General features: G+C 50.2%; 18 protein-coding genes and 1 tRNA gene. 9 read left to right on the top strand and 10 right to left on the bottom strand.

Annotated features, from left to right (window positions below; translation table 11 throughout):
* Nucleotides 1-88: 88 nt before the first annotated feature.
* The 3 genes from EI42_RS07515 to EI42_RS07505 form a co-directional block, all read right to left on the bottom strand.
* The gene (locus tag EI42_RS07515; protein WP_111320475.1) at nucleotides 89-796 is read right to left on the bottom strand and encodes a hypothetical protein; all 708 of its coding nucleotides are present in this window, start codon (nucleotides 794-796) and stop codon (nucleotides 89-91) included.
* Between the two features lie 325 nt (nucleotides 797-1,121).
* Nucleotides 1,122-1,511, bottom strand: coding sequence for an SCO5389 family protein (locus EI42_RS07510; RefSeq protein ID WP_111320473.1), 390 nt, complete (start codon nucleotides 1,509-1,511; stop codon nucleotides 1,122-1,124).
* A gap of 130 nt (nucleotides 1,512-1,641) precedes the next feature.
* A complete protein-coding gene (locus EI42_RS07505; RefSeq protein ID WP_111320471.1) occupies nucleotides 1,642-2,616 on the bottom strand; it encodes an ATP-binding protein in 975 nt (324 codons plus the stop codon).
* A gap of 227 nt (nucleotides 2,617-2,843) precedes the next feature.
* On the opposite strand from EI42_RS07505, the gene EI42_RS07500 reads away from it, so the two are divergent.
* The 3 genes from EI42_RS07500 to EI42_RS07490 all read left to right on the top strand — a co-directional run bounded on the left by EI42_RS07500 (nucleotide 2,844) and on the right by EI42_RS07490 (nucleotide 5,474).
* The gene (locus tag EI42_RS07500; protein ID WP_111320469.1) at nucleotides 2,844-3,752 is read left to right on the top strand and encodes a metal ABC transporter solute-binding protein, Zn/Mn family; all 909 of its coding nucleotides are present in this window, start codon (nucleotides 2,844-2,846) and stop codon (nucleotides 3,750-3,752) included.
* Nucleotides 3,753-3,917: 165 nt separating this feature from the next.
* On the top strand, nucleotides 3,918-4,637 hold the full coding sequence (locus EI42_RS07495; protein WP_111320467.1) for a TRADD-N-associated membrane domain-containing protein: 720 nt from the start codon (nucleotides 3,918-3,920) through the stop codon (nucleotides 4,635-4,637).
* A 375-nt stretch (nucleotides 4,638-5,012) separates the two neighbouring features.
* Entirely contained in the window at nucleotides 5,013-5,474 is a 462-nt protein-coding gene (locus EI42_RS07490) for a Fur family transcriptional regulator (protein WP_111320465.1), read from the top strand.
* 496 nt (nucleotides 5,475-5,970) lie between these two features.
* Here EI42_RS07490 and EI42_RS07485 read toward each other — a convergent pair.
* Nucleotides 5,971-6,042, bottom strand: a tRNA-Arg gene (locus EI42_RS07485).
* A gap of 292 nt (nucleotides 6,043-6,334) precedes the next feature.
* Between EI42_RS07485 and EI42_RS07480 the strand changes: the two genes are divergently transcribed.
* From EI42_RS07480 to EI42_RS07470, 3 genes are all read left to right on the top strand, one after another.
* On the top strand, nucleotides 6,335-7,120 hold the full coding sequence (locus tag EI42_RS07480) for a ComEA family DNA-binding protein (protein ID WP_111320463.1): 786 nt from the start codon (nucleotides 6,335-6,337) through the stop codon (nucleotides 7,118-7,120).
* A 12-nt stretch (nucleotides 7,121-7,132) separates the two neighbouring features.
* Nucleotides 7,133-9,574, top strand: coding sequence for a ComEC/Rec2 family competence protein (locus EI42_RS07475; protein WP_111320461.1), 2,442 nt, complete (start codon nucleotides 7,133-7,135; stop codon nucleotides 9,572-9,574).
* Nucleotides 9,575-9,748: 174 nt separating this feature from the next.
* Entirely contained in the window at nucleotides 9,749-10,156 is a 408-nt protein-coding gene (locus EI42_RS07470; protein ID WP_111320459.1) for a hypothetical protein, read from the top strand.
* A 46-nt stretch (nucleotides 10,157-10,202) separates the two neighbouring features.
* On the opposite strand, the gene EI42_RS07465 is transcribed toward EI42_RS07470, so the two are convergent.
* The 3 genes from EI42_RS07465 to EI42_RS07455 form a co-directional block, all read right to left on the bottom strand.
* Nucleotides 10,203-11,213, bottom strand: a complete 1,011-nt coding sequence (locus EI42_RS07465; protein ID WP_111320457.1) for a tyrosine-type recombinase/integrase — start codon at nucleotides 11,211-11,213, stop codon at nucleotides 10,203-10,205.
* A gap of 142 nt (nucleotides 11,214-11,355) precedes the next feature.
* Entirely contained in the window at nucleotides 11,356-11,823 is a 468-nt protein-coding gene (locus EI42_RS07460) for a hypothetical protein (protein ID WP_111320455.1), read from the bottom strand.
* 201 nt (nucleotides 11,824-12,024) lie between these two features.
* Complete coding sequence (locus EI42_RS07455) at nucleotides 12,025-12,468, bottom strand: hypothetical protein (protein WP_111320453.1); 444 nt, start codon at nucleotides 12,466-12,468, stop codon at nucleotides 12,025-12,027.
* A 333-nt stretch (nucleotides 12,469-12,801) separates the two neighbouring features.
* Here EI42_RS07455 and EI42_RS07450 point away from each other — a divergent pair, with 333 nt between their 5' ends.
* The 3 genes from EI42_RS07450 (at nucleotide 12,802) to EI42_RS07440 (ending at nucleotide 16,385) form a co-directional block, all read left to right on the top strand.
* Complete coding sequence (locus EI42_RS07450; protein WP_111320451.1) at nucleotides 12,802-14,766, top strand: GAF domain-containing sensor histidine kinase; 1,965 nt, start codon at nucleotides 12,802-12,804, stop codon at nucleotides 14,764-14,766.
* Entirely contained in the window at nucleotides 14,753-15,394 is a 642-nt protein-coding gene (locus tag EI42_RS07445; protein ID WP_111320449.1) for a response regulator, read from the top strand. The genes EI42_RS07450 and EI42_RS07445 overlap by 14 nt, the downstream gene beginning before the upstream one ends.
* A gap of 175 nt (nucleotides 15,395-15,569) precedes the next feature.
* Nucleotides 15,570-16,385: a class I SAM-dependent methyltransferase gene (locus EI42_RS07440; RefSeq protein ID WP_170142433.1), complete on the top strand. Its 816-nt coding sequence runs from the start codon at nucleotides 15,570-15,572 to the stop codon at nucleotides 16,383-16,385.
* Nucleotides 16,386-16,462: 77 nt separating this feature from the next.
* Here the strand turns inward: EI42_RS07440 and EI42_RS07435 are convergent, their stop codons facing one another.
* The 3 genes from EI42_RS07435 to EI42_RS07425 form a co-directional block, all read right to left on the bottom strand.
* Nucleotides 16,463-18,172, bottom strand: a complete 1,710-nt coding sequence (locus EI42_RS07435; protein ID WP_170142432.1) for a serine/threonine protein kinase — start codon at nucleotides 18,170-18,172, stop codon at nucleotides 16,463-16,465.
* A 251-nt stretch (nucleotides 18,173-18,423) separates the two neighbouring features.
* Entirely contained in the window at nucleotides 18,424-18,975 is a 552-nt protein-coding gene (locus EI42_RS07430; RefSeq protein ID WP_170142431.1) for a ribonuclease FAU-1 family protein, read from the bottom strand.
* A gap of 118 nt (nucleotides 18,976-19,093) precedes the next feature.
* Nucleotides 19,094-20,422, bottom strand: coding sequence for an ABC transporter substrate-binding protein (locus tag EI42_RS07425; RefSeq protein ID WP_111320441.1), 1,329 nt, complete (start codon nucleotides 20,420-20,422; stop codon nucleotides 19,094-19,096).
* Between the last annotated feature and the right edge of the window lie 46 nt (nucleotides 20,423-20,468).

The following is a 20,468-nucleotide window of genomic DNA, read 5'->3' as shown; positions in this document are numbered from 1 at the left end:
ATACAGAAGAAACGAGGGTAAGGGTAGATCATCGGGCGATCTACCCTCATAAAACGGAGGAAGCCACAGAATATCCTGTCGAAATCTCTTAGCCACGCAGGCTATCAATAGTCTCTTTTTGAGTCGGTGCGCCCCCCTTCGACGATTTCCGTGCAAGTGCCAGGCCAGCGGCAGCAAGCCCAACCACACCGGCAACAATGCCGATAATGCCAATAGTGGTCGCGGTGTTCGCCCTGTTGGTCGCGTCGTTTACCTGAGTGCGCAGCGCGTCTACATCGGTGGAAGCGCTCTGTTGGGGCTGCCCTGCTGTCGTCGTCTGAGGATAGTGGGCAATTTCTTCAACTTCGCTAAAATGATCGATACCGCTGGTAAACTTCTCGTCAACCTTCTGTCCGTTGATTGCCCCGAAAATATGGAAAGTATATGCGCCCGCCTTTGATGGGATAAAGTAGGCGGCATATTTGCCCGGGTTCATATATCTGGGTTCAAGCGTCAGCGCCAGTGGAGCCGATCCCCCCATAGACACTTCAGCCTTCAGCGATTTCTCAAGCCCCTCGACCGGATTAGAGATCACCCGGGAACCCTCTTTCATGGTATATTTACACTCGCCATCGCAGATCGTCAGATCGAGTCCGTTTTTGAGTCCAGCATATGCAGGCTCATCCAGGAAGCCAACAGTAAAATAATACTTCCCTACTTCACGGCCACCGTGCGCGGAAGCAGGCCGAGAAGCGAACGTCATAAGCGTCACAGCCAGAAGCGCGGCCACAATGCCGAAAAACAACTTCCGTTTCATTCTTTACAGTTCTCCTTCAAACAACCAACCTGAAAAATGCCTTTCTATCATCCTGATAATGACTCAGAGGAAGTTGCGCTTATCCACCATGCAAATGGAACATGCACGTCTCCTGTTAGCGCTCAACGCTTTCCTCTGACAATATCATTGTCAGTAGCATAAACGAGAGTGCTGAATCTTGCCATTAGGACATCTACCTAATTTCTGTGTCAGAACTCACTAAGGTAGTCACCTCAGACGAAAAAACAGGCACTCCACCCTTCCACATGGGGAGAGTGGAGCCCTGTTCTCAGCGCACGTTTAGGCTGGAATAAACGTGCGTCGGCTAACAATCACGCAGTTCAGGAGTCTGGTTTAAGATCTGACTGCGCGGTGTAATAAATTCCTCGTAGTCCTTCCCGAGTTGATCCTTGCGGAAAAGGGCAACACGATGGCAATTCTGGAAGGCCAATTTTACCCCGAAATGCTGCTCAATGGCGTTCCGCATAGAATCACTTGCCAGCATTCTGAGCAATTGCCCGCGCTCCTTCTCGCTTGGGGGAGGAACCTGATTATCAACAAAAGTATCTGTGCTGGTCTGAAGGCGGGTAGCAAGCCCTTCAACAAGATTCCAGGCATACGGCAAGGACTCTTTAATACACTGCAAAAAGTCGCTTAGCCGAACCTCGCCCTTCTCTGCCTGCTCGATTAATGCTGGCGGTACGTTCAGAGACATCCTGTACTCCTTTCATTCAGGGCATAATACCCCGTAAATAGGCCAGAAGGCCACACCAAACGGTTCATCTATGTATTCTGTAGCAAGCTCATCCACACATGCGTATGGACGATCTTGAGACAGGAATACATCATGCATGAGTTGCCATTCCACCGGATATATGCTCGGCCAGTGAGAATTCAGGGTCAATCTGGGCAAGCAAATCTTCACCAACCGCAGCATTCGCCCAGGAGAGAGCATTTAAACGATGAAACTCAAGAGCCTGACGATAGAGTTTCTCCCAATCCTTCTGACAGCCATCAACCATACGCTTCATCTCCCCTAGAGCCTGCATATGCACAACTTCAAGCTGCTCAAGGGGGAGCGGGCGTCCCTTTTCAAGCGCTCGCACAAAGGCCGAACGCTCGAACCAGGTCAGCAGGTCAGCACCGACATGCTCCCGTAAAAAGGCCAGATCCTCTTCACCCTCAACTTTGTTCCCGACCACGCATAGCCTGACATCGTAGTCACGGCAATACCCTTTATACTGCTCATACACGCTAAGCGAGCGCATAGTGGGCTCAACAACCAGAAATGTGAGGTCAAATTTTGTAAACATCCCGGAAGCGAATGAGTCAGCGCCAGCGGTCATATCCACCACAAGATACTCATTTTTCCCATCCAGCAGATGATTCAAGAGCAGCTCAACCGCTCCTACTTTGGAATGATAGCAGCGCTGTCCCAGATCTTCCTGACCGAAGGGTCCAGTTACCATCAGGCGCACTCCATTGATCTCGCGCTCAAAATAACGGTATATCGGGTTTTCCTCGACGAGGCGCAACAGGCGCGATCCATGCCCCGGTGGCGTTGTTTTGATCATCGCATGCTCTGAAGAGATGCGCGGATTGGTTCCACGCAGAAACTCCTTCACACGCTCAATCTCTAATCCTAAAGGCGGAATCGCTGCCGCTTCGCCCGCTGATAAGCCCAGGGCAACGCCCAGATGTTGGTTAATATCAGCATCTATCGCCACTACAGGCACCCGCTGCAATGCCAGATAGCGACTAAATAATGACGAAAATGTTGTCTTGCCACTTCCACCTTTTCCCACAAAAGCAACTCTCACGTACAACTCACCTCCACACACGTTTTCGCTTTTCGAATCTCTCTATCTAACATATACAATGTTAAGCGCAATTTCAAGTATGACACGTCCAACCCCAAAAATCAAGACTACTGAGACAAAATATCAAGAATTAATGATACATTATCTCATTGACATTCCCCTGAACCTGTACTATACTGAGTAAAACAGATACGCAGTATCATTAATTATAAGTAAGGGGAAATGGAATGACCTCTCTTAAAAAAGTGGTGGGTGCACTCACACTGACATTTATTTTCGCGCTTTTAGTAAGCGCATGTAGTGGGGAAAATACGACAGGTTCAAATACCATAAATGTTGTTGCGACTACCAATTTTTATGGAAATATAGCGGAACAAATTGGCGGCAAACATGTGACTGTCACCAGTATTATTACTGATCCTGAAGTCGACCCACATGAATATGAGTCAAATGTCACAACCGGTAAACTGGTCGCTCAAGCACAGCTCGTTCTCAAAAATGGTGGCGGCTATGACGAGTGGATGGATAAGTTGCTCTCGGCTTCTCCCAACGAAAACCGCACTGTGGTGACAGCTTATGATGTCGCTCCCACCAAATTGGAAGAGAACGAACATGTCTGGTATAGCCCCGCTAATATGAAGGCCGTGGCAAACTCTATTGCCGAGGCATTGAAAAAGCTCGACAGCACCAATGCCAGCGCCTATGACACTAACCTCAAGGCAGTCAACACAGCGCTTGGACAGATCGAGCAAAAGATGAACTCGATTAAGGCGACCTATGCGGGAACACCTATAGGCCAGACGGAAAGCATCTTCTCCTACCAGAGCAACCCTATGAATTTGAAGGTGATCACCCCTGAACAGTTTCAGGAAGCGGTCGCAGAGGGCAATGATCCTCCTGCAAGCGTTGTGGCAACCACCAACAAGCAGGTGACAAATAAAGAGATCAAGGTACTGGTCTATAACGAGCAAACCGTGACCCCGCTCACAACAAAACTACAAAACGAGGCAAAAGCCAATGCTATTCCGCTCGTCTCAGTCACAGAGACGATGCCTAAAGATAAAGACTATCAGAACTGGATGCTTGACCAACTCAACGCGCTGGAAAGTGCCTTAAAGACAGCGACTGGCAAGTAATACACACCTCTCTTTTCTGATTGGGGTAGAGCGCGCGTCTCTACCCTTTTTTCTTTCCTGGTAAGTCTCTTTTTTGAAAAACCGTCCTCTTTCACGTCATTACAACTAGAGAGCTGTCATTTCAACCTCGCTCCTGCATTCCATCTCTTTGGAGGCACTACAACAATGGATCAGCCCTGGTTGGCAATACTGGTATCTATCTCCGCACTTCTCATCACTTTAGTGGGCTTTATCATTCCACCCACACTCACCTCAAGAAAGCACGAAAAAGTGCTCAACAACCTGACGCAGGAGAGAAGTGATCTCAACGTCAAGATACAGAACAAAATTGGCCAGAAAGAACAGCTTCTGGAAACCTTACAGGAGCAGGTACTGAACGACAAAAATGACATCGACCAGCTCAAGCAGCGCATCAATGACATCTATGTAATGGTGCTGGAAAAGGACAAAGAAAATGTGCTCACCCGCATTCAGCTCCAGCTCAATCAGATTGAGATCTATTACACGATCAATAGAGGACAGGCAACCAGCAGCTTCACTTTCTGCGTGATCTCGGTTAGCGTCGGCTTTCTGGTACTCATCGCGGGCATCGGTATACTCTACTTCAATCTGGCTCAGAACCTGACCATCACCATTCTGACCAGCGTTGCCGGTATCCTGCTTCAATTTGTTGGCGGATCACAGTTCCTGCTCTATCGCAACAGCATCAAAGAGATGAGCCGCTACTTCAATCAACTGACCCGGATGCAAGATACCTTGCTGGCAATCGAGATTGCCCAGAGCCTGAGCACTCCCGAGAAACAGGAAGAGCAGAAAACGAAAATTATTGCAGCGCTCCTTGAACGCAGTATTGAGAGCGATGAGCAGCAGACATCTCCATCGTAGTTTCAGTATTCCTGGAATACTGCATCCATCATGGACAGAGACATCACCATTCTTCTGATTGACCTGGAACCGGCTCTCGTAGAACCCTTTCCTGCTTGCCAGCCTTTATGGTATAATGTCTCAATAACTATTATTGAACAGATTGGTCCATCTATGTTTCACTGAACAACACCAGAGATAAACCAATGCATAAGCCATCTTTTTTTCACATACGCTGAAGTGAGGCTATCCCCGCTTTCTGCAACGAGTATTCGTCTATGACACACGCGACTTCCGGTGCCTAAAAGCCTATACTCCTGTATTCGCTGGACGTTTCTGCCGTCCTTCTATAGAATATTCATGCAAGACTACCATCATTAGAAAGAGAGTAAAACCGTGGCAGAGGTCAAATCACTTGCGGAAAAGATCCGAGCCGCATTTGACGAAGTCAGTCAGCGTCATACCCGTCCCCGGCGGCTTATTGAGCAACGCCTGGTAGAACTTGCTGCCAGCGAAACCGATTTCACGATTGACGATCTCTGGCAGGAAATGCGCCAGGAAGAACCAAAACTGGGACGCGCAACAGTGTATCGCTCAATTGAAAAACTGGTCAATCTAGGACTGCTGGATCGAGTTGAATTCGCAGATGGCACACACCATTATCGCGTCTGTGGCGACTCCCATCACCACCATCTAACCTGCACCCAATGCCGACGAGTTGTTGAAGTAGATATCTGCTTGCCTGAAGAGCAGTTCGCTGCCATCAGAGATCAGACCAACTTTAAGATTGAAGGACACACACTCTCACTCTTTGGTCGCTGCAAAGACTGCCAGACAACCAATGACAGCAAGCAGTAAACCACGCTCGGCCCTCCAACCTCAGGCCGCCTTGCATCCATAACGCGGCCTTTTTGGTCTGCCTGTAAAGGTATTCCCTGACACAGGATTTCTCCTTTTCCGCCTTCTAGGACCAGCCACATAATAAGCAAACAGGCACCATATAAGTACAGCGACCTGTCCCTTTTTCGACTTGCCTTTTTCTAGCATACCCAAAAAAAAGAAGTACTGATTTGCTTGAGTAATCAGCACTTCGTTCTTTTTATCCCACTTTTTTGGGTATAGTCACCCGCAAAGGATACACATCGAATTTTCTCTATCTATAAGATACACCTTAGTAAGAACAAGAGCATTGATACAGAAGAAACTTTTGAGGATAAACATCCGAGAGCATAGTGAAAACTATTCCAGGAGAAACTATACACCAGGTTTTTGAGGAGATGCGCCCAGGTTATGTCCAATTTTGGAAAAGTCCAAAAAAAGAAAAGTGGCTTTTAGAGCCACTTCCCATATTGAGTGTTCCCGACAGGAATCGAACCTGCGCACGTGGTTCCGGAGACCACTGCTCTATCCACTGAGCTACGGGAACTTACACCCAACAATATACCATAAACTGCCACATCTCTCAAGCCGTTTTCGGGACTTTTTTTAGAGATTCTGAGAAATCATTTTTCCTGCCGAAAGGAGGCCGCTTTCTCTTCCTTTTTTTGGACAATCATACTTCCGGATTGAATTTCTTTCCCTCCTTTTTATAAAAACATCTTTTTACACAAGAAAATTGTTTTCAGAGAAATAAATAGAAGTACTTCACATTTATCTATTGACATATATCGCACTCTATGCTAGAGTTCCATCATTAAATAAATGGGGAGGCTGGTTGTATGGATCATTCTTCAAACCAGGACCACGACATCCGTCCGATCTTTATTGATGACATACCCACATTTCGCCATCATGCAATCTCAGCTTCTACATCCATCGATGATGAGGACAAACCAATCCACGACATCGATGAAATCGAGGCTGAACCTGAACCATCAAAAAGCCCCAAACCTCAGTACGGTACCTTGATTGTGGCATTGGTGCTGAGCAGCCTGCTTGGCGTAGCGCTCTATTTCGCCTGGACTGCTCCCTTACCGTCGTCAACACATCAGGTAGTAGTGACGCCATCGGTCAAAGCAACAATGCCTGCTCGGAGCGAGGAACCCGACCCGCCAAAAACAACGGCTAAAATCGAGGCTTATATTATCGGTGCAGTCCAACATCCGGGCATCTATTCGCTGGACGCTGGCTCACGCGTCTATCACCTGCTCAAAGCCGCCGGCGGTCCCCTACCAGATGCCAACCTTGTTGCCCTGAATCTTGCTGCCAAGCTGAAGGATGGGCAGGAGGTCTACGTCACCAAACTGGGAGAAGTTCCCCCAACATATGTGGGTGGCGTTCCGGGCATCAAGGATGATACCCAATCGGACAGCAACACAGAGCAGGTCAACATCAATCAGGCAACCGTCGATGAGCTACGAGAGATCTTGCATGTGAGCAGCAAGACGGCTCAGGCAATCGTCGATTACCGCACTCGTAATGGCCCTTATACCGCCGTTGAAGATCTGTTGCAGGTTATCAGCCAGAGCATTTATGACCGAATCAAAAAGCAGGTTACGGTCTAGCGAGTGAAAACCATGATCAATCAGCAGCGGCTTCTTGAACACCTGCGCGGACTAACACTGGTTCTTCTGGCGGGAGCATGGCATATCGGCCTTTTTGCCGCATCTTTTGTTGGCTTGCCTGCTCCCCTGTTTCTTCTTGCCTCGGGGGTTTTGTTCGCCAGCATCGTCCTCTGCTGGCGCTTCCCCCTGTATCGGCTCTTATTCGCCTGTTGTTTCTGCCTGTTTCTGGGTATGTGGCGCTATACAACAGCGATACAGCACGATAATCCCTATGCGCTCACCAACTATCTGAAACAGTCGGTCAGCCTTCGGGGCATCGTCGTAGATGAACCGAGGCTTCATGAACGAAGTCGCACCCTGATTGTGACTGTGAACCAGCTCAGTGAAGACGATGGACAGACGTGGCACGAAACCCGGGGAAAGATCATTATTCAGCTTCGGGCAATTGCCCTGAATGATCCCTACATAGCCAGCTATGGCGACAGCCTTGAGCTTCGGGGCAAACTTCAATTACCGTTCACCCATTCACCTGACATTCAAGCGAGTATGTCATTTCCGCGTATCATGGTGCGGGATGAGGAAAGCAATATACTGCTCAAAACGCTCTATCAGTGGCGAATGCACCTTGTCCATATACTGTTACAAACACTCCCGCAGCCAGAGGCATCGCTTCTCGTTGCTCTTCTGCTCAATGTGCGCCTACCCGAGCTTCAACCTCTTGAAGAAGCGCTTCGTCTGACCAATACCACGCACCTGATTTCCCCCTCGGGCTTTCAGATTACCCTGCTTACCGGATTACTGACTAGAGGCTTTCGCTATCTTCAGCCCAGAAAGGGAAAGTCACCACTGCCAGCGCAGCGGCTCCGTGATTGGCGACAATGGCTTACCGGTCTCCTCAGTTTGAGCTGCATAGCCCTCTATAGTATACTCTGTGGGGCTGGTCCTGCCGTATTGCGGGCGGCACTGATGGGTGCTCTGGTTGTGCTGGCATCGCGCATGGGTCGCATCTACAACGTATACACTGCACTGGCCTTTGCGGCGCTACTCCTTACTCTCTTTGATCCCTTTCTACTCTGGGATATCGGGTTTCTGCTCTCTTTTGCGGGAACACTGGGGCTGGTCGTGCTTACCCCGGTGCTGCTCTGGCTCTTGCGGCCACTTCGCAAGCTTCCACTCTGTACCTTGTTGCAAGAACCACTGGCAACCACATTCGCCGCTCAACTTGCAACGCTTCCAATTCAGGTGATTCCGTTCCATCAATTTTCCCTGATCTCGCCTCTCGCGAACGTCCTGGCAGGGCCGCCAATGGGGACCTTGATGTTGCTCGGCCTGCTAATCAGCGGTCTGGGTCTTGTGTTCCTGCCATTCGCACAGATCTGTGCCTGGCTTGCCTGGCCTCTCCTCTGGTATACAGACACCGTTATTCGCTGGTGCGCTCAACTCCCCTATGCCAGCCTCACACTCGGAGAGCTTCCCGCCGGGCTCGCGATCCCCTATTATATGCTACTTCTGGCTGGTATTATCGCGCTACGCCCACTTACCACTACGGCAGAACAACCACAGCAGCCCATGCAGCAACCGCTCTGGAAGCTCCTGCGTCTTGTCCTTGTCGCGGGAATGCTCCCCTGTATCGGCTTGCTGGCAGCATTTCCTCCAGCCCGCGGCGAACTCACCGTAACGTTTCTCCCCGTCACTGAGACCACACATCAAGGGCAAGCAATCTTGATTCAGACGCAAGACAACAAACTTGCGCTGATTGATGGGGGAGCTGACCCGGTTCTCCTTTCCCGCGAACTAGATAGCCGCCTTCCTTTCTGGCGACATACACTCGATATGTTACTGCTCACTACTCCGCGACGAGAGCACATTGCAGGTTTACAAACTATTGTGGAGAGATACCATATCAATACAGTAATAGACGCAGGAATGCTTCATCCTGATGCAACCTACGCTTTATGGAGACGTACTATAGACGAGAGAAATCTGCACTATCAACCTGTGAGCAGGGGAACAATTCTTCCCCTGGGAAGCTTATGCGAACTACACATACTCTGGCCCTTGCAGGAATTACACCAGGGGAGCAACGAGGTTCGAGATAACAGCCTGATATTCAGACTGGTCACGCCGCAGTTCAGTATGCTCTTTCTAGGTGCAACTGCCATGAGTAGTTATGCGTTGAACCAGATTGAGGAAATCAGAGATTCATTACGGGCGGATATCGTACAAATCGTGGGAAGCGCAACGAAAGCCTTCCCATCAGCTCTTCAGAGCGTGCTACAGATAGCCCATCCATCCTATCTGATCATCACTCCGGCAGCCCAAAGCGCCAGAGAAAAGGACGTCCCGCTTATTCAGCACCCACCGGCGGGACCGTGGTATACTTTACAAACTATCCAGAGTGGAACAGTAGAAATCCATAGCAGTGCTCAGGGTTGGAGTTGCAATCCAGGATAAGATTTCTCCATTGAGGAACAAAAACAGTACATCAAACGTGTAGCAAAAGGACAAAGGCCCACCATGCAGTGTACGTATTGCGGAAGGCACCTATCAGAACACGCCGCTATTTGTCCGTCCTGTGGCAAACCAACGGCCGTCGCAACAGGGTATACTCACTATCAGCAAGCCAGCATGAGAAACGACACAATAGAACAACATTATCAGGGGCCACAGGGTGACACAACCTACAACGAGAGCACTTATTACACTGCATCTCACACAGCAGCGTATATCCCACCAGTTTCCACCACTGCTCCCAGAGGGGTTAATCCTCTCATCCTCGAATTAGTTCTATCGTTTCTTGGTATCTTTGGTATTGGCTGGCTCCTTGCCAGAAGACCCCTTCCCGGCATCCTTTTATTGCTTGGTAGCATTTTCCTGTACTGGCCGATCATGATCTTAGGGACTATTTTTACCTTTGGTATCGGGCTGATCTGCCTGGGACCACTGGCAATGGCGGCTATTCTACTCAATGCGCTGCTCCTCAGCAGGGTGCTGCGCAAGCGCTACTATCAGCGCTATCCCCGGTTTCCCATGTAGCAGAGAGTGCAGGACAATAAAAAACGCCCTGCACTCTGCTTACCTCCTATTTCGGGAATGCCAGACGGCGGTATTTCTCGCGAGACTCAAGCCATGCTTCCTCTGATAACCCCAGTTTCTCACGGAGCGCTTCGGGAGGAACACCGGCTCGCAATTGTTCCACCGCAAAGGTATCACGCAGCAACTGAAGCGTGACGCGTTTTTGAATACCTGCGTCCTTCACTGCTCGCGCCAGAATATAGTTGAGATTTCGATCAGTGCACTTAAAAACATCTTCGACAATATGGTATTCTTCCCGATAACGATGGAAAATGCGAGTAAATTCGGCGGGAAGGACCAGGCGACGTTCTCGATGTTGTTTACCACTGGATGAAGGGAACTGGATCGTGATCAAGGGGTGAAGCGGGTCAGTCAGATCAACGTGGTTGACTTTTAAGCGCATTACCTCTTCTTTCTTCAGCCCGGCGTAGAGCGTCAGGTACACCAGGCAGTGACACCGGGCATCTTCTGAAGCAGCCTGAAGTAAACGTCTCAATTCGTCGGCATAGAGCAACTCCGGCAAAGGAGGAAGGGGACGCTCTAAAACCAGACTCGCCGAAGGATCTTCTTTCAGCACTCCTTCACGTGCTAACCAGGAGAAAAAATTCTTGAGAAAGGTAACGCGCCGTGCCATTGTCTTCGGGGCTGGGACATGACCGGGAGAACCGAACTTGAGCTTCATCAGCCAATCCGTCAAATCTTCCTTCACAATCCGTCCTACAGGAGTATCCGGGCCCATATGTTCACTGAACATCTTCAAGTCGGAAAGGAAGCATGTCACAGTATAATGCGACTTTCCCCGCACTAGTAACTCCTGACGATAAGGAAGGGCACATGCGGCCAGGCTCGTTTGATCTGTTAGCTGGCTTGAATGGTGTGGAGAGGGAGAAGCTGTCTCCTCCGCATCCGGGGACTCTGAGATGACAAGGGAGCCTCCAAAGAGGCCAGATTGCAAGGCTGCATTGTCTTCAGAAGAGTATGAGTCATACTGCTTTTCCTGCTGCGAGTCCTTCTGCATGTATCACTCCTTGACTATAATTGCTCTAAACGGCGACTCTATTTCATTATAGCATACCACCATGAAAAGAGAGCCAGGGAGCAGACATGCAGGCTACAGGCGGCAGAGCAAAGCTCTACCGTCAACCCGCACGGGCGCCCGCTTAGAACGAGCCGTCATATTGATCCTGAAATCCTTTCGTTCCATACTTATCGCGGTCACGCCCAACATTACTGCGCTGACCGGGTTTTGCAAGAGGCTCATCAAGGCCATAGGGCTCTTCACCGGTCGGCGTACGTGTGGGATCTTCGCCGCGGGGATCGGTTGAAGGCTCCTCCTCCTCCGCAAGCGTATCTTCTTGATCGAGGTTTGAGTATGGGTCCTGGTTGTCTACATCACCAAACTGATCTTGTGGACCATACTGGTCCGGTGCTTTCTCTTCAGCGTACTCGCCATGCGGTCCACGGAAACTATAATCAGCGGCATCTTCACTCGCCCCAAACAGATGAGGGTCATTCTGCGGTGTCACCTCATCCAGACGGTTCATCTTCTTCCGTTCCTGCTCATACTCTTCCTGATCTTCTCGCTCGGTATCATACTGTTTATATGGTTCTCGTTCCTGATTCTTCATCTTGTTGATTCCTCCTTCAAACGGTATCAGCCATGATTAAGACACGAACCAACACCTGTGGAGGTACACACCGATAGGGGGTTGAAGCAGAGGGAAAGTCGGAGAAGAGAGGACATATTGTCCCCTCTACAAGCCATTCTCGCGCTCGAGAACACCTGCAAAGGGGGAATATGGTATCTATTGTGAGAGGATATCGGGCAATCAGGCCCTGTATTCTTGCTCTGAGAGCTCTATATCCTCTTCCTCGTCGGGCAAAAGATCATCATAGCTTAAATCCGTCGGTTCCAGCTCATCTTCTTCCTCATCCAGATAGGATAATCCAGAATAGCGAGTGGAATACGCATCTTTCCGAATACGGATTGTTGGATGAACCGACGGGAAAGGCTTTAGTCCACCAGGATACATCGAGCCATCCACAGGAGCTTCAAGAGCTGGCATGCTTTCACGTACCAGAACTTCATCTCCCATAGCCATAGCCTCGAAACCCAAGCGACGCAGATCCATGACCATACCAGGCCATATGTCCTCTGGATCGATAGCCCACCATTCACGGCCCATATAACGAACCGGGCGTACGCGCAAAGGTCGGTTGAGATCGCCAAGTATAGCCATCAACGAGGTACGTTTGCGTTTGGCTTTTTCCACGATGATAAACCGTCCCTTCCGTTCTAGTCAAACAACATTGCAAAGGCTTCGTTCCGCTTGGGTTGCCAGATCAGTTGAAAGAGGAGACCTTTGTTATCTGTTCTTTCTTTGTCCTGACAAAACGGAATCAGCTATGTGTATCATTACCATATCACATACACCCTACACTCTGCCAACAGCAGCCAGCAAAGAATAGACAGCTCCCGTACAACGTCCCTTCTATTGTAGCAAAAAAGCCGTCTGTTGACACGGCCTTTGAAAAGTTGCATACTTCTCATAGCACTACTTTATACAACAGCATATGTATAGACTTTGCATGCAAAAAGAGAACATATGAGTTTTATGAAAACCTTTCGCAAACTGCTGAAAGCCTTTCCTGGAAGCACCGGGCGTCGTCTGCGCACCACTCCAGGCTATTTCTTCCTTGTCTGGCGTTGGAGCATGTGGCTCTACGCGCTCATCCTGCTTGTTGGCTCTCACGCCAACCCTGTCTACACCCAGAGAACCGGCTATAAAGTCAGCCTGGTCTTGCTAGGCGTCACCTTCATTCAAACGTTGATCGTGACCCTGTACGCCCCTATTATTCAGCCCCTCCTGCCAGCGCTACGCCTGCCGCGCTTCCTGCAAGGACGTAAGCTTGTTGATGAGGACGAGGACGAAAACATCTTTACGCCACTCGGAAACTTTGATAGCCCCACCTGGCGTGTTGGTGTTCACGTTCTGGACCTTGTCATCTGTGGCATGGCAACGTATTTAAGTGGGCCCTTCTCCCCGGCTCCCAACTTTGGTACGGCCTCGCCCTTCTATCGCTATGGCATCTCAACCGCGTTTGCAGCGGCTCTCTCCTATCGCTATCGTGGAGGCATTGCAACCGCGCTCGGCTATGATCTCTTTATCATACTTGGCATCTTCTTCCCGCCATACGACAACACCTATCATGCCAATGTTATCGATATCACCGGATCTTTAATCGATGCTCCTGTTGCAGCGACGCTGGCAGCCTTTGTTGTGTCACTGCTCTCAAGCTACACACAGAACCTGCGTAACCTTCAGGCCAGCTTCCGTATCCAGCGGGCCCAGCTCCGGATTGGCGAGATTCTTCTGCAAGAGGCTCACGATAAAAAACGCCTGATTCAGCAAAGCATACAGCTTATTCGCCTGGGCGGGCACTTCCACCGCGTACTGATTGCGCTGATCCACACACCCGAGCAGGGATCTGCTCAAGCCATCGCCGAGGTCTATGAGAACTCTGATGGCACACACCACCTTCCTCCGGTCAATGAGGAGCTTCTTGAACATGTCTTGCGGCACAAACGCATCCTGAATACGTTCACCACACAGACGTCAGCGCTCAATGGCAGCTACAAAATCTCGCGTCTGTATATCCCTATCACGAAAGAAGGTTCATTACAGCTTATTCTGGGTGCCGAGAGCCGACGACGAACACCGCTTGCCTATCGCTACATCGATTATCTCAAAATTACTGGCAACCAGCTTCTCACCGCCCTGGAAAATATCCGCCTGACAGAACAGACGGTGCAGCTTGCCGCCATCGCCGAGCGACGCAGGATTGCTCGCGAGATTCACGATGGTGTAGCACAGCATATCTATATTCTCAGTATCCATGCTGAAACCTGTGTCGCTCAGGCCCAGAACATTATGGAGACCTCGGCAAGTCAGGCGGAAATGCTCTCTCCACTTGTGGCACGTCTGAAGCACCTTGTCACCATCTCAAAACAGGCCCTCTGGGAAACGCGAACCTATATGTTCTCGCTCAAACCACTGCTCAGTGGCACAACGACCCTGACACAGATGATTTCCAACCAGCTCAGCGAGTTTGAGACCATCAGCGGGCTCCGGACACAGCTCACAATTGAAAACGAGGAACAGGAGGCACACCTGCGAGAGCGAGACAGGCATGCCTGGGAACAGACCAGTACCGCGACGTTCCGTATCGTTCAAGAGGCACTGACCAACGCCTATAAACATGCTGAGGCCTCGACAATTTCTGTCTCGCTGTGTTACGATCCGGACACGATTGAGGTCACTATCAGCGATAACGGGAAGGGCATGAAGCCAGATGACGATAGCGCTGACAGGAACGGGACACCGATCTATTCCGGTCATGGATTGAACAGTATGCGTGAACGCGCCGAAGAAGTCGGCGGCACCCTGACCATGCGTTCCAGCCCAAATGGAGGCGTCCAGATATGGCTCTGCTTACCCGTTTCACCCGAGAGGCGTCTTAGCACCAACCTCACAATACAACCAGAGGAGAACATCCATGTCACATCCTAAGATCCGCCTGATGCTCGTCGATGATCATGAAGTCGTTCGCCTGGGCATGCGTGCCGCCTTTGAGCTGGAAACCGATATTACCATCGTAGGTGAAGCCAGCAATGGTGCTGAAGCAGTCGCGAAAGCAGGTCTGCTCTCCCCGGATGTCATCCTGCTTGATGTTCGGATGGAGAAGATGGACGGCATCAAGGCCTGCCGCGAGATCAAAAGCCAGTTCCCGCATATCCGTATCCTGATGATTACCTCGTATACCGATGATAAAGCGGTGCTGGCCTCCGTTATGGCGGGCGCGAGCGGCTATCTTTTGAAGAATGTTAGCCGCAATGAGCTACTCAAGGCTATCCGTGCCATCGCTGCCGGACAAAGCTTGCTCGATCCACGGAAAGCGCAACAAATTATCAAGCAGGCTCCCGGCAACGAATTGACCGAACGAGAGCGCGAGGTACTGACGCTTGTTGCGCGTGGCCTCACCAACAAGCAGATCGCCGAGCAGCTTTCCGTCAGCGAAAAAACGGCTCGTAACCATGTCAGCCATATTCTAGAGAAGCTCGGGCTCTCGCGCCGCAGCGAGGCTGCCGCCTATGCAGTAGAACATAACCTGATTCAGCCACGGGATTACATGAATTAAACTGTTTTATCAGGAAAAGAATAAATTTTTCCTACTTGACAGGCGAGTTTGTTGAGCTTCTTTCCAGAAGATGGTAAGCTTTCTCTAAAGAAATATACAAAATTGCCAGTGGGGCTGGATGAAAGGAGGCGCGACCCTTTCCCCATCGATACGAAGGGTCGCAACGCAAGAAGCGATGACAGCAATTGCGGATCAAAAGTACCTGCTCACCAAGCAGTATTGTAATGGAAGCAAGCTCAACGCCCGTATTCAGCTACACACCCGCTTCAGTCAGAACAAATACAATTTCCATCGCTGGATCTTTGACCACCTCAAGCTTGAGCCGGAAAGCGCTATTCTCGAACTGGGCTGTGGTACCGGGCAACTCTGGACAAATAACCTCGATCGGCTCAATCCGAGCTGGCACATCACTCTCTCGGACTTCTCCGTAGGCATGCTCCAGGAAACACAGCAAAACCTTCAGGGCAAAGAACGGCTCTTCACGTTCCGTATCATCGACGCACAATCAATTCCGTTTGCAGATCAAAGCCTGGACGTCGTCATTGCAAACCATATGCTCTACCATGTGCCCAATCGAGCCCGCGCCCTGCATGAGATTTGCCGTGTCCTCAAACCAAACGGCACGCTCTATGCAGCGACAAGTGGTAAAGGATACCTGCTGGAAATCAGACAGTTGCTTCAGCTGGTCGGGGCCACTGATACAGACCTGTTTGGCAATGAGAGCGGTGACGGCTTCACGCTGGAATCTGGCTACAAGGAGTTAGCACACTACTTCCACGAGGTCACCGGTGACGGCTATCGCGATCAACTGGTTGTGACAGAGACAGAACCATTGCTCAACTACATCCTCTCGGGCGCAACAGGAGAAACGCTGACACCCGAGCAGAAAACAAAGCTTCAACAGATCATTGCAAAGGAAATCGCACAAAAAGGGGCGCTTCGGATTCAGAAACCCACCGGTCTGCTGATAGCGCACTCACCCAAACGCTAGATATAGTTGCAGGACGGCGATGAGAGACAAGAAGCCTTGCACCACCGCTTGCTGTCTCTCTCATCACCGCCCACACACTACCTGCCCCGCTCGGTATAGACGCGCAAGTTGCGATAAATCACGTCTGCATCCACACCTACTTGATCCGAACGAGCATACAATGCAATCGTACCCTCTGACAATGCATCATGTTGAATCGTTTCTAGAAAGATATCATTGACATATAATGACAGTTTATTCTGCTCAGCGATAATTTGCAGGGTATTCTTTCCCCCCTGCTTAAAATCCTGCGTGATAGATCCCTTGCTCAAGACCTGCGATTTCATTGAAAAATTCTCAGAATACAGCAGTTGATAAGCTCCCTGCACATCGACCAGAAAAAGGTAGCCAGCGAAGTTCCCGAAACCATCCTTCTGGGCGCGCACAAAGATGCCCCCCTTCTCTCCCTGAGCAATCGTCATATCAACCATAATTGTCGCATCATGAAACTGGTATGCGTTCTCCATACAGCCCTTAAAGGACAGATTTACCAGCTCTCTGCCCGTTGTCACATGGTAGCCGTCATGCTTGAACGTACAATTATTATTATGATCCCATTGCCACTCTGTATCCGAATCATTCAGTTTATCCGAGAAGGCGGGCTTCCCGCTTGTGATTTCCTTGAGCTTGTCTGCATCCGTTGGCGGACGGCCAGTAGTAGGCGGCGGTGACTGCGTGCCTGTAGTTGGAGATTGCTGCATACTGGTCAGCACCACTGCAATCAACAGGCCAAGTATCAGGAGCACAGACAGAAAGGAGGCAAGCAGAATATACAGACGTCTGTGAGATGAGGTGGCACGCAGCGGGGCCCCAACGTGCATGGGCTGAACTGCTGAAGAAGCGACAGGCGGAGGAGCAGGCAAGACAAGCCGCTGCCCGTTTATTTCCTGAATACCTGAAGCGGCCACCATAGCAGGGCGAGGCTGTAGTGATTGTTCAAACGCTTCCACCAGTGCTTGAGCCGAGGGATAACGATGTTCCGGCTTCTTTTCCAGCCCTTTCAGTATGACCTGTTCGGTTTGTGGCGGGAGGTCAGGCACGTACGTTCGCGGAGAAGGAGGTTCCTTCGACATGTGCATTGTCACCAGCACAAGCTGATTCTCGGACTCAAAGGGAAGACGTCCAGTTACCATCTCAAAGAGCAAGACCGCAAGGGAATAGAGATCGCTCAGGGCATCGGCTTTACGCCCGTCATCAAACAGCTCTGGAGCGATATAATCCGCCGTCCCCAGAACAAAGCCAGTTGAGGTTAACTGAGTCGCATCAGTGGCACGGCGCGCAATGCCAAAGTCTGCCAGATAGCAGTGGCCCTGCTCATCAAGCAGCACATTCGAGGCCTTGATATCCCGATGGATAATTCCCTGCTGATGCATATAATCAAGCGCGGAAGCAATTGAGCGCAAATACTGGCGCACCTCCATCGGTGATAATGGACCTTTGCGTAGCCGGGTACGCAGCGTTCCGCCCTGCATCAAAGGCATCACGATATAGTGACGAAGAGCACCATTGAGGGTTGTTTTACCAGCATCATAAATGGGAATAAGATGAGGATGACGCAGCGCCGCCATGACGCGTGCTTCCCGAATAAAGCGGTTAAGCATCTCTTCATCATTGCGTATAAAGATCTTAATGGCAACCTTCCGCTCAAAGCGCGGATCATAGCCCTCATAGACTTCAGCCATCCCCCCTTTTCCAATCACACGCCGTAACTCGTAACGGTCAAGCGTCATTCCCTCCAGATCTGCCATACAATCTCTCCAATTCATGCCAGGAGTCAAGCAATTCAGTCTCTCTTCGTTATTCGAGCATAGTATTCATACATTTCGATAAGAAAAAGGACCGTGATAACAGAAGGCAGTCAGTAAAGCATGCTCATCTGTAAAACCAACTATATCATGAAGAACGGCTTCCACTCAATGTGCTAGAGCGGTAATCCTTCACACTTTAGCAAAAGAATGATCGCTTGCTTGAAAGAGATATTCAGAAGGCAGAGGGCGGATCAGGAGGGCTCCTGAAGCAGGGGAAGAAGCTTCTCTATATCGTACTCGCATTCCCAGAGCAGAGGGAAACGATCATGCTCTATCGCCAGCATCAGGCTATGAGCCTCACGCCAGGCAAGCTCGTACTCCGTCGAGGTGATCTTACCACTATAAAGCGCCTCATCCAACTCATCAACATCCAGCAATGTTATCTTTCCTGAGGGCAGAATATCCAGATCAAGATAGAGATCCTCATAGCAGAGGCGGCCCTGCTCATTGCGATAATGACGCGCACAGATATCAATATACCAGCCAAGCACTTCACGCGAGGAATTAAAGAAGGTGGTTATCACATAACGGGAGCCGTGAGGGAAATGTTGCATCCAGTAATAGCCATTATCGGCACGACAGACGCGTTCACCATCCATCACGAAGTAGAGCGGCTCTACCACTTCATCGATCCGAAACAACGTAACCGTTCCATGAAAAACGGGTGTATGCAGTTCGGTCTCGGCATAGCATCTCTTTACCACGCGCTTCCAGTCTGTTCGATCGGGATACTTTATTTTCATGACCACACCTTTCGTTTTCCGGATAAACTCTTGCATTACAAGACGTCCAGGACAGGCAGAAAGTAACAAAAAAGGGGTATGTACCAGAAGCAGCACATACCCCGAAATCATCGTGTTTTTAGCCTTGAGAGAGGGCCGAAGAACACGCCTGTGACATCTTCTTCAACGCGTCTTCCGGTGAAGCTTGACCGGTCAGAGCGCTGGTGTAGTTGGTCGTGATTTCGGTACGACAGTCATCCCAGGCAGGCATGACCGAAGGCACAAAGCCATACGCCATTGAATCGGGGCCAGCTTTGCGATCAGGGTTCTGCTCGAAGTATTTCTTCAGCTCCGGGCTTTCGGCAGCCGACTTGCGCACAGGCATATAGCCGGTCTGCTGGACAAAGTAGGAGTTTGAAGCAGAGCTGACCAGGAATTTCATATAATCCCAGGCGGCATTTCTAGTGTCGTTATCCACTCCGGAGAACATTGCCAGATTGGTACCGAACAGCGAGGTAAAGTGTCCAGAAGGTCCGGAAGGCATCACAGCCTGATTCACTTTGAACTTTCCATCCACGGCCTTCTTCACAAACGGATAGCTTGCGACAGTACTAATCGCAAAGGCCGCTTTCCCGGAAGCGAAGTCGTTCTGCCAGTTGTACTGCTTGGTTACATGAACGGCGCCACTCTTGACGAGCGGAGCAAAGTTTTTCAGCGCCTGCAAAGAGGCCTTCGCGTTGGGCTCATCACCGAACACCGCTTTTGTGCCATCAGACGAGGTGAAGTCACCGCCACCAAACGCCTTATACAGAATGCTCCAATCGTCAACGCTCGGTGTCAGCGAAAGACCCCAGCGGGAGCCATCGGACTTCGTCAGCTTCTGGATCGCAGCATTCAGTTCGTCAAACGTCTGAGGAACAGCGATACCCTCTTTCTTGAGCATATCTTCGTTGTAGTACAGTACAATCACGCTCTTGTTGAAGGGCAGCATGTACTGTTCACCCTCAAGTTCGCCATCCTTGAGCAGCACAGGATAGAAGTCGTTCAATTCGTCCTTTGAAAAGCCGTTCTTTCCTTCGATGTAGGGCTTCAAAGATGCCAGAGCATCGGACTGCTTATATTTCATCGCCCAGCTCTCGTAGACCTGCGCCATAGCAGGAGGCTTGCCATCAGAAATCGCGCCATTCAGCTTGGTGCGCAAGGTATCATACGAGTCAAAGGCCTGAAGTTTGATGGTGACGTTCGGATTCTTCTCCATATACTGCTTTGTCAGCGTCTCAAGAGCAGTCTTGTTTGTGCTGGTAGCGAAAGCTTCCCAGAACTCAACAGTGTACTTCTTATCCTTATCAAGAACGCCAGGGGTGTCGCCCGCACTGTTATCAGCAGTGGAGGAGCCACCACCACAAGCGCTTAAAATAAGCAATGAGAGCAACGCAAAAACGGTAATCCGTAACCAGTTACGACGCATTGTCACGCGTGTCCTTTCCCAAAGAAAGAAAATAAAAATGTCTATT

Origin of the sequence: Thermosporothrix hazakensis, from assembly GCF_003253565.1 — a bacterium.
Classification (GTDB): Bacteria; Chloroflexota; Ktedonobacteria; order Ktedonobacterales; family Ktedonobacteraceae; genus Thermosporothrix; species Thermosporothrix hazakensis.
The sequence above is the reverse complement of the archived record's forward strand: the minus strand, read 5'-3'. Positions and strand labels throughout refer to the sequence as shown.

Bases quoted from the DNA above. Each gene is read 5' to 3' on its own strand.
- EI42_RS07515 (WP_111320475.1), bottom strand. From the start codon at position 796: ATGAAACGGAAGTTGTTTTTCGGCATTGTGGCCGCGCTTCTGGCTGTG.
- EI42_RS07510 (WP_111320473.1), bottom strand. From the start codon at position 1,511: ATGTCTCTGAACGTACCGCCAGCATTAATCGAGCAGGCAGAGAAGGGC.
- EI42_RS07500 (WP_111320469.1), top strand. From the start codon at position 2,844: ATGACCTCTCTTAAAAAAGTGGTGGGTGCACTCACACTGACATTTATT.
- EI42_RS07495 (WP_111320467.1), top strand. From the start codon at position 3,918: ATGGATCAGCCCTGGTTGGCAATACTGGTATCTATCTCCGCACTTCTC.
- EI42_RS07480 (WP_111320463.1), top strand. From the start codon at position 6,335: ATGGATCATTCTTCAAACCAGGACCACGACATCCGTCCGATCTTTATT.
- EI42_RS07475 (WP_111320461.1), top strand. From the start codon at position 7,133: ATGATCAATCAGCAGCGGCTTCTTGAACACCTGCGCGGACTAACACTG.
- EI42_RS07470 (WP_111320459.1), top strand. From the start codon at position 9,749: ATGAGAAACGACACAATAGAACAACATTATCAGGGGCCACAGGGTGAC.
- EI42_RS07465 (WP_111320457.1), bottom strand. From the start codon at position 11,213: ATGCAGAAGGACTCGCAGCAGGAAAAGCAGTATGACTCATACTCTTCT.
- EI42_RS07460 (WP_111320455.1), bottom strand. From the start codon at position 11,823: ATGAAGAATCAGGAACGAGAACCATATAAACAGTATGATACCGAGCGA.
- EI42_RS07450 (WP_111320451.1), top strand. From the start codon at position 12,802: ATGAGTTTTATGAAAACCTTTCGCAAACTGCTGAAAGCCTTTCCTGGA.
- EI42_RS07445 (WP_111320449.1), top strand. From the start codon at position 14,753: ATGTCACATCCTAAGATCCGCCTGATGCTCGTCGATGATCATGAAGTC.
- EI42_RS07440 (WP_170142433.1), top strand. From the start codon at position 15,570: ATGACAGCAATTGCGGATCAAAAGTACCTGCTCACCAAGCAGTATTGT.
- EI42_RS07435 (WP_170142432.1), bottom strand. From the start codon at position 18,172: ATGGCAGATCTGGAGGGAATGACGCTTGACCGTTACGAGTTACGGCGT.
- EI42_RS07430 (WP_170142431.1), bottom strand. From the start codon at position 18,975: ATGAAAATAAAGTATCCCGATCGAACAGACTGGAAGCGCGTGGTAAAG.
- EI42_RS07425 (WP_111320441.1), bottom strand. From the start codon at position 20,422: ATGCGTCGTAACTGGTTACGGATTACCGTTTTTGCGTTGCTCTCATTG.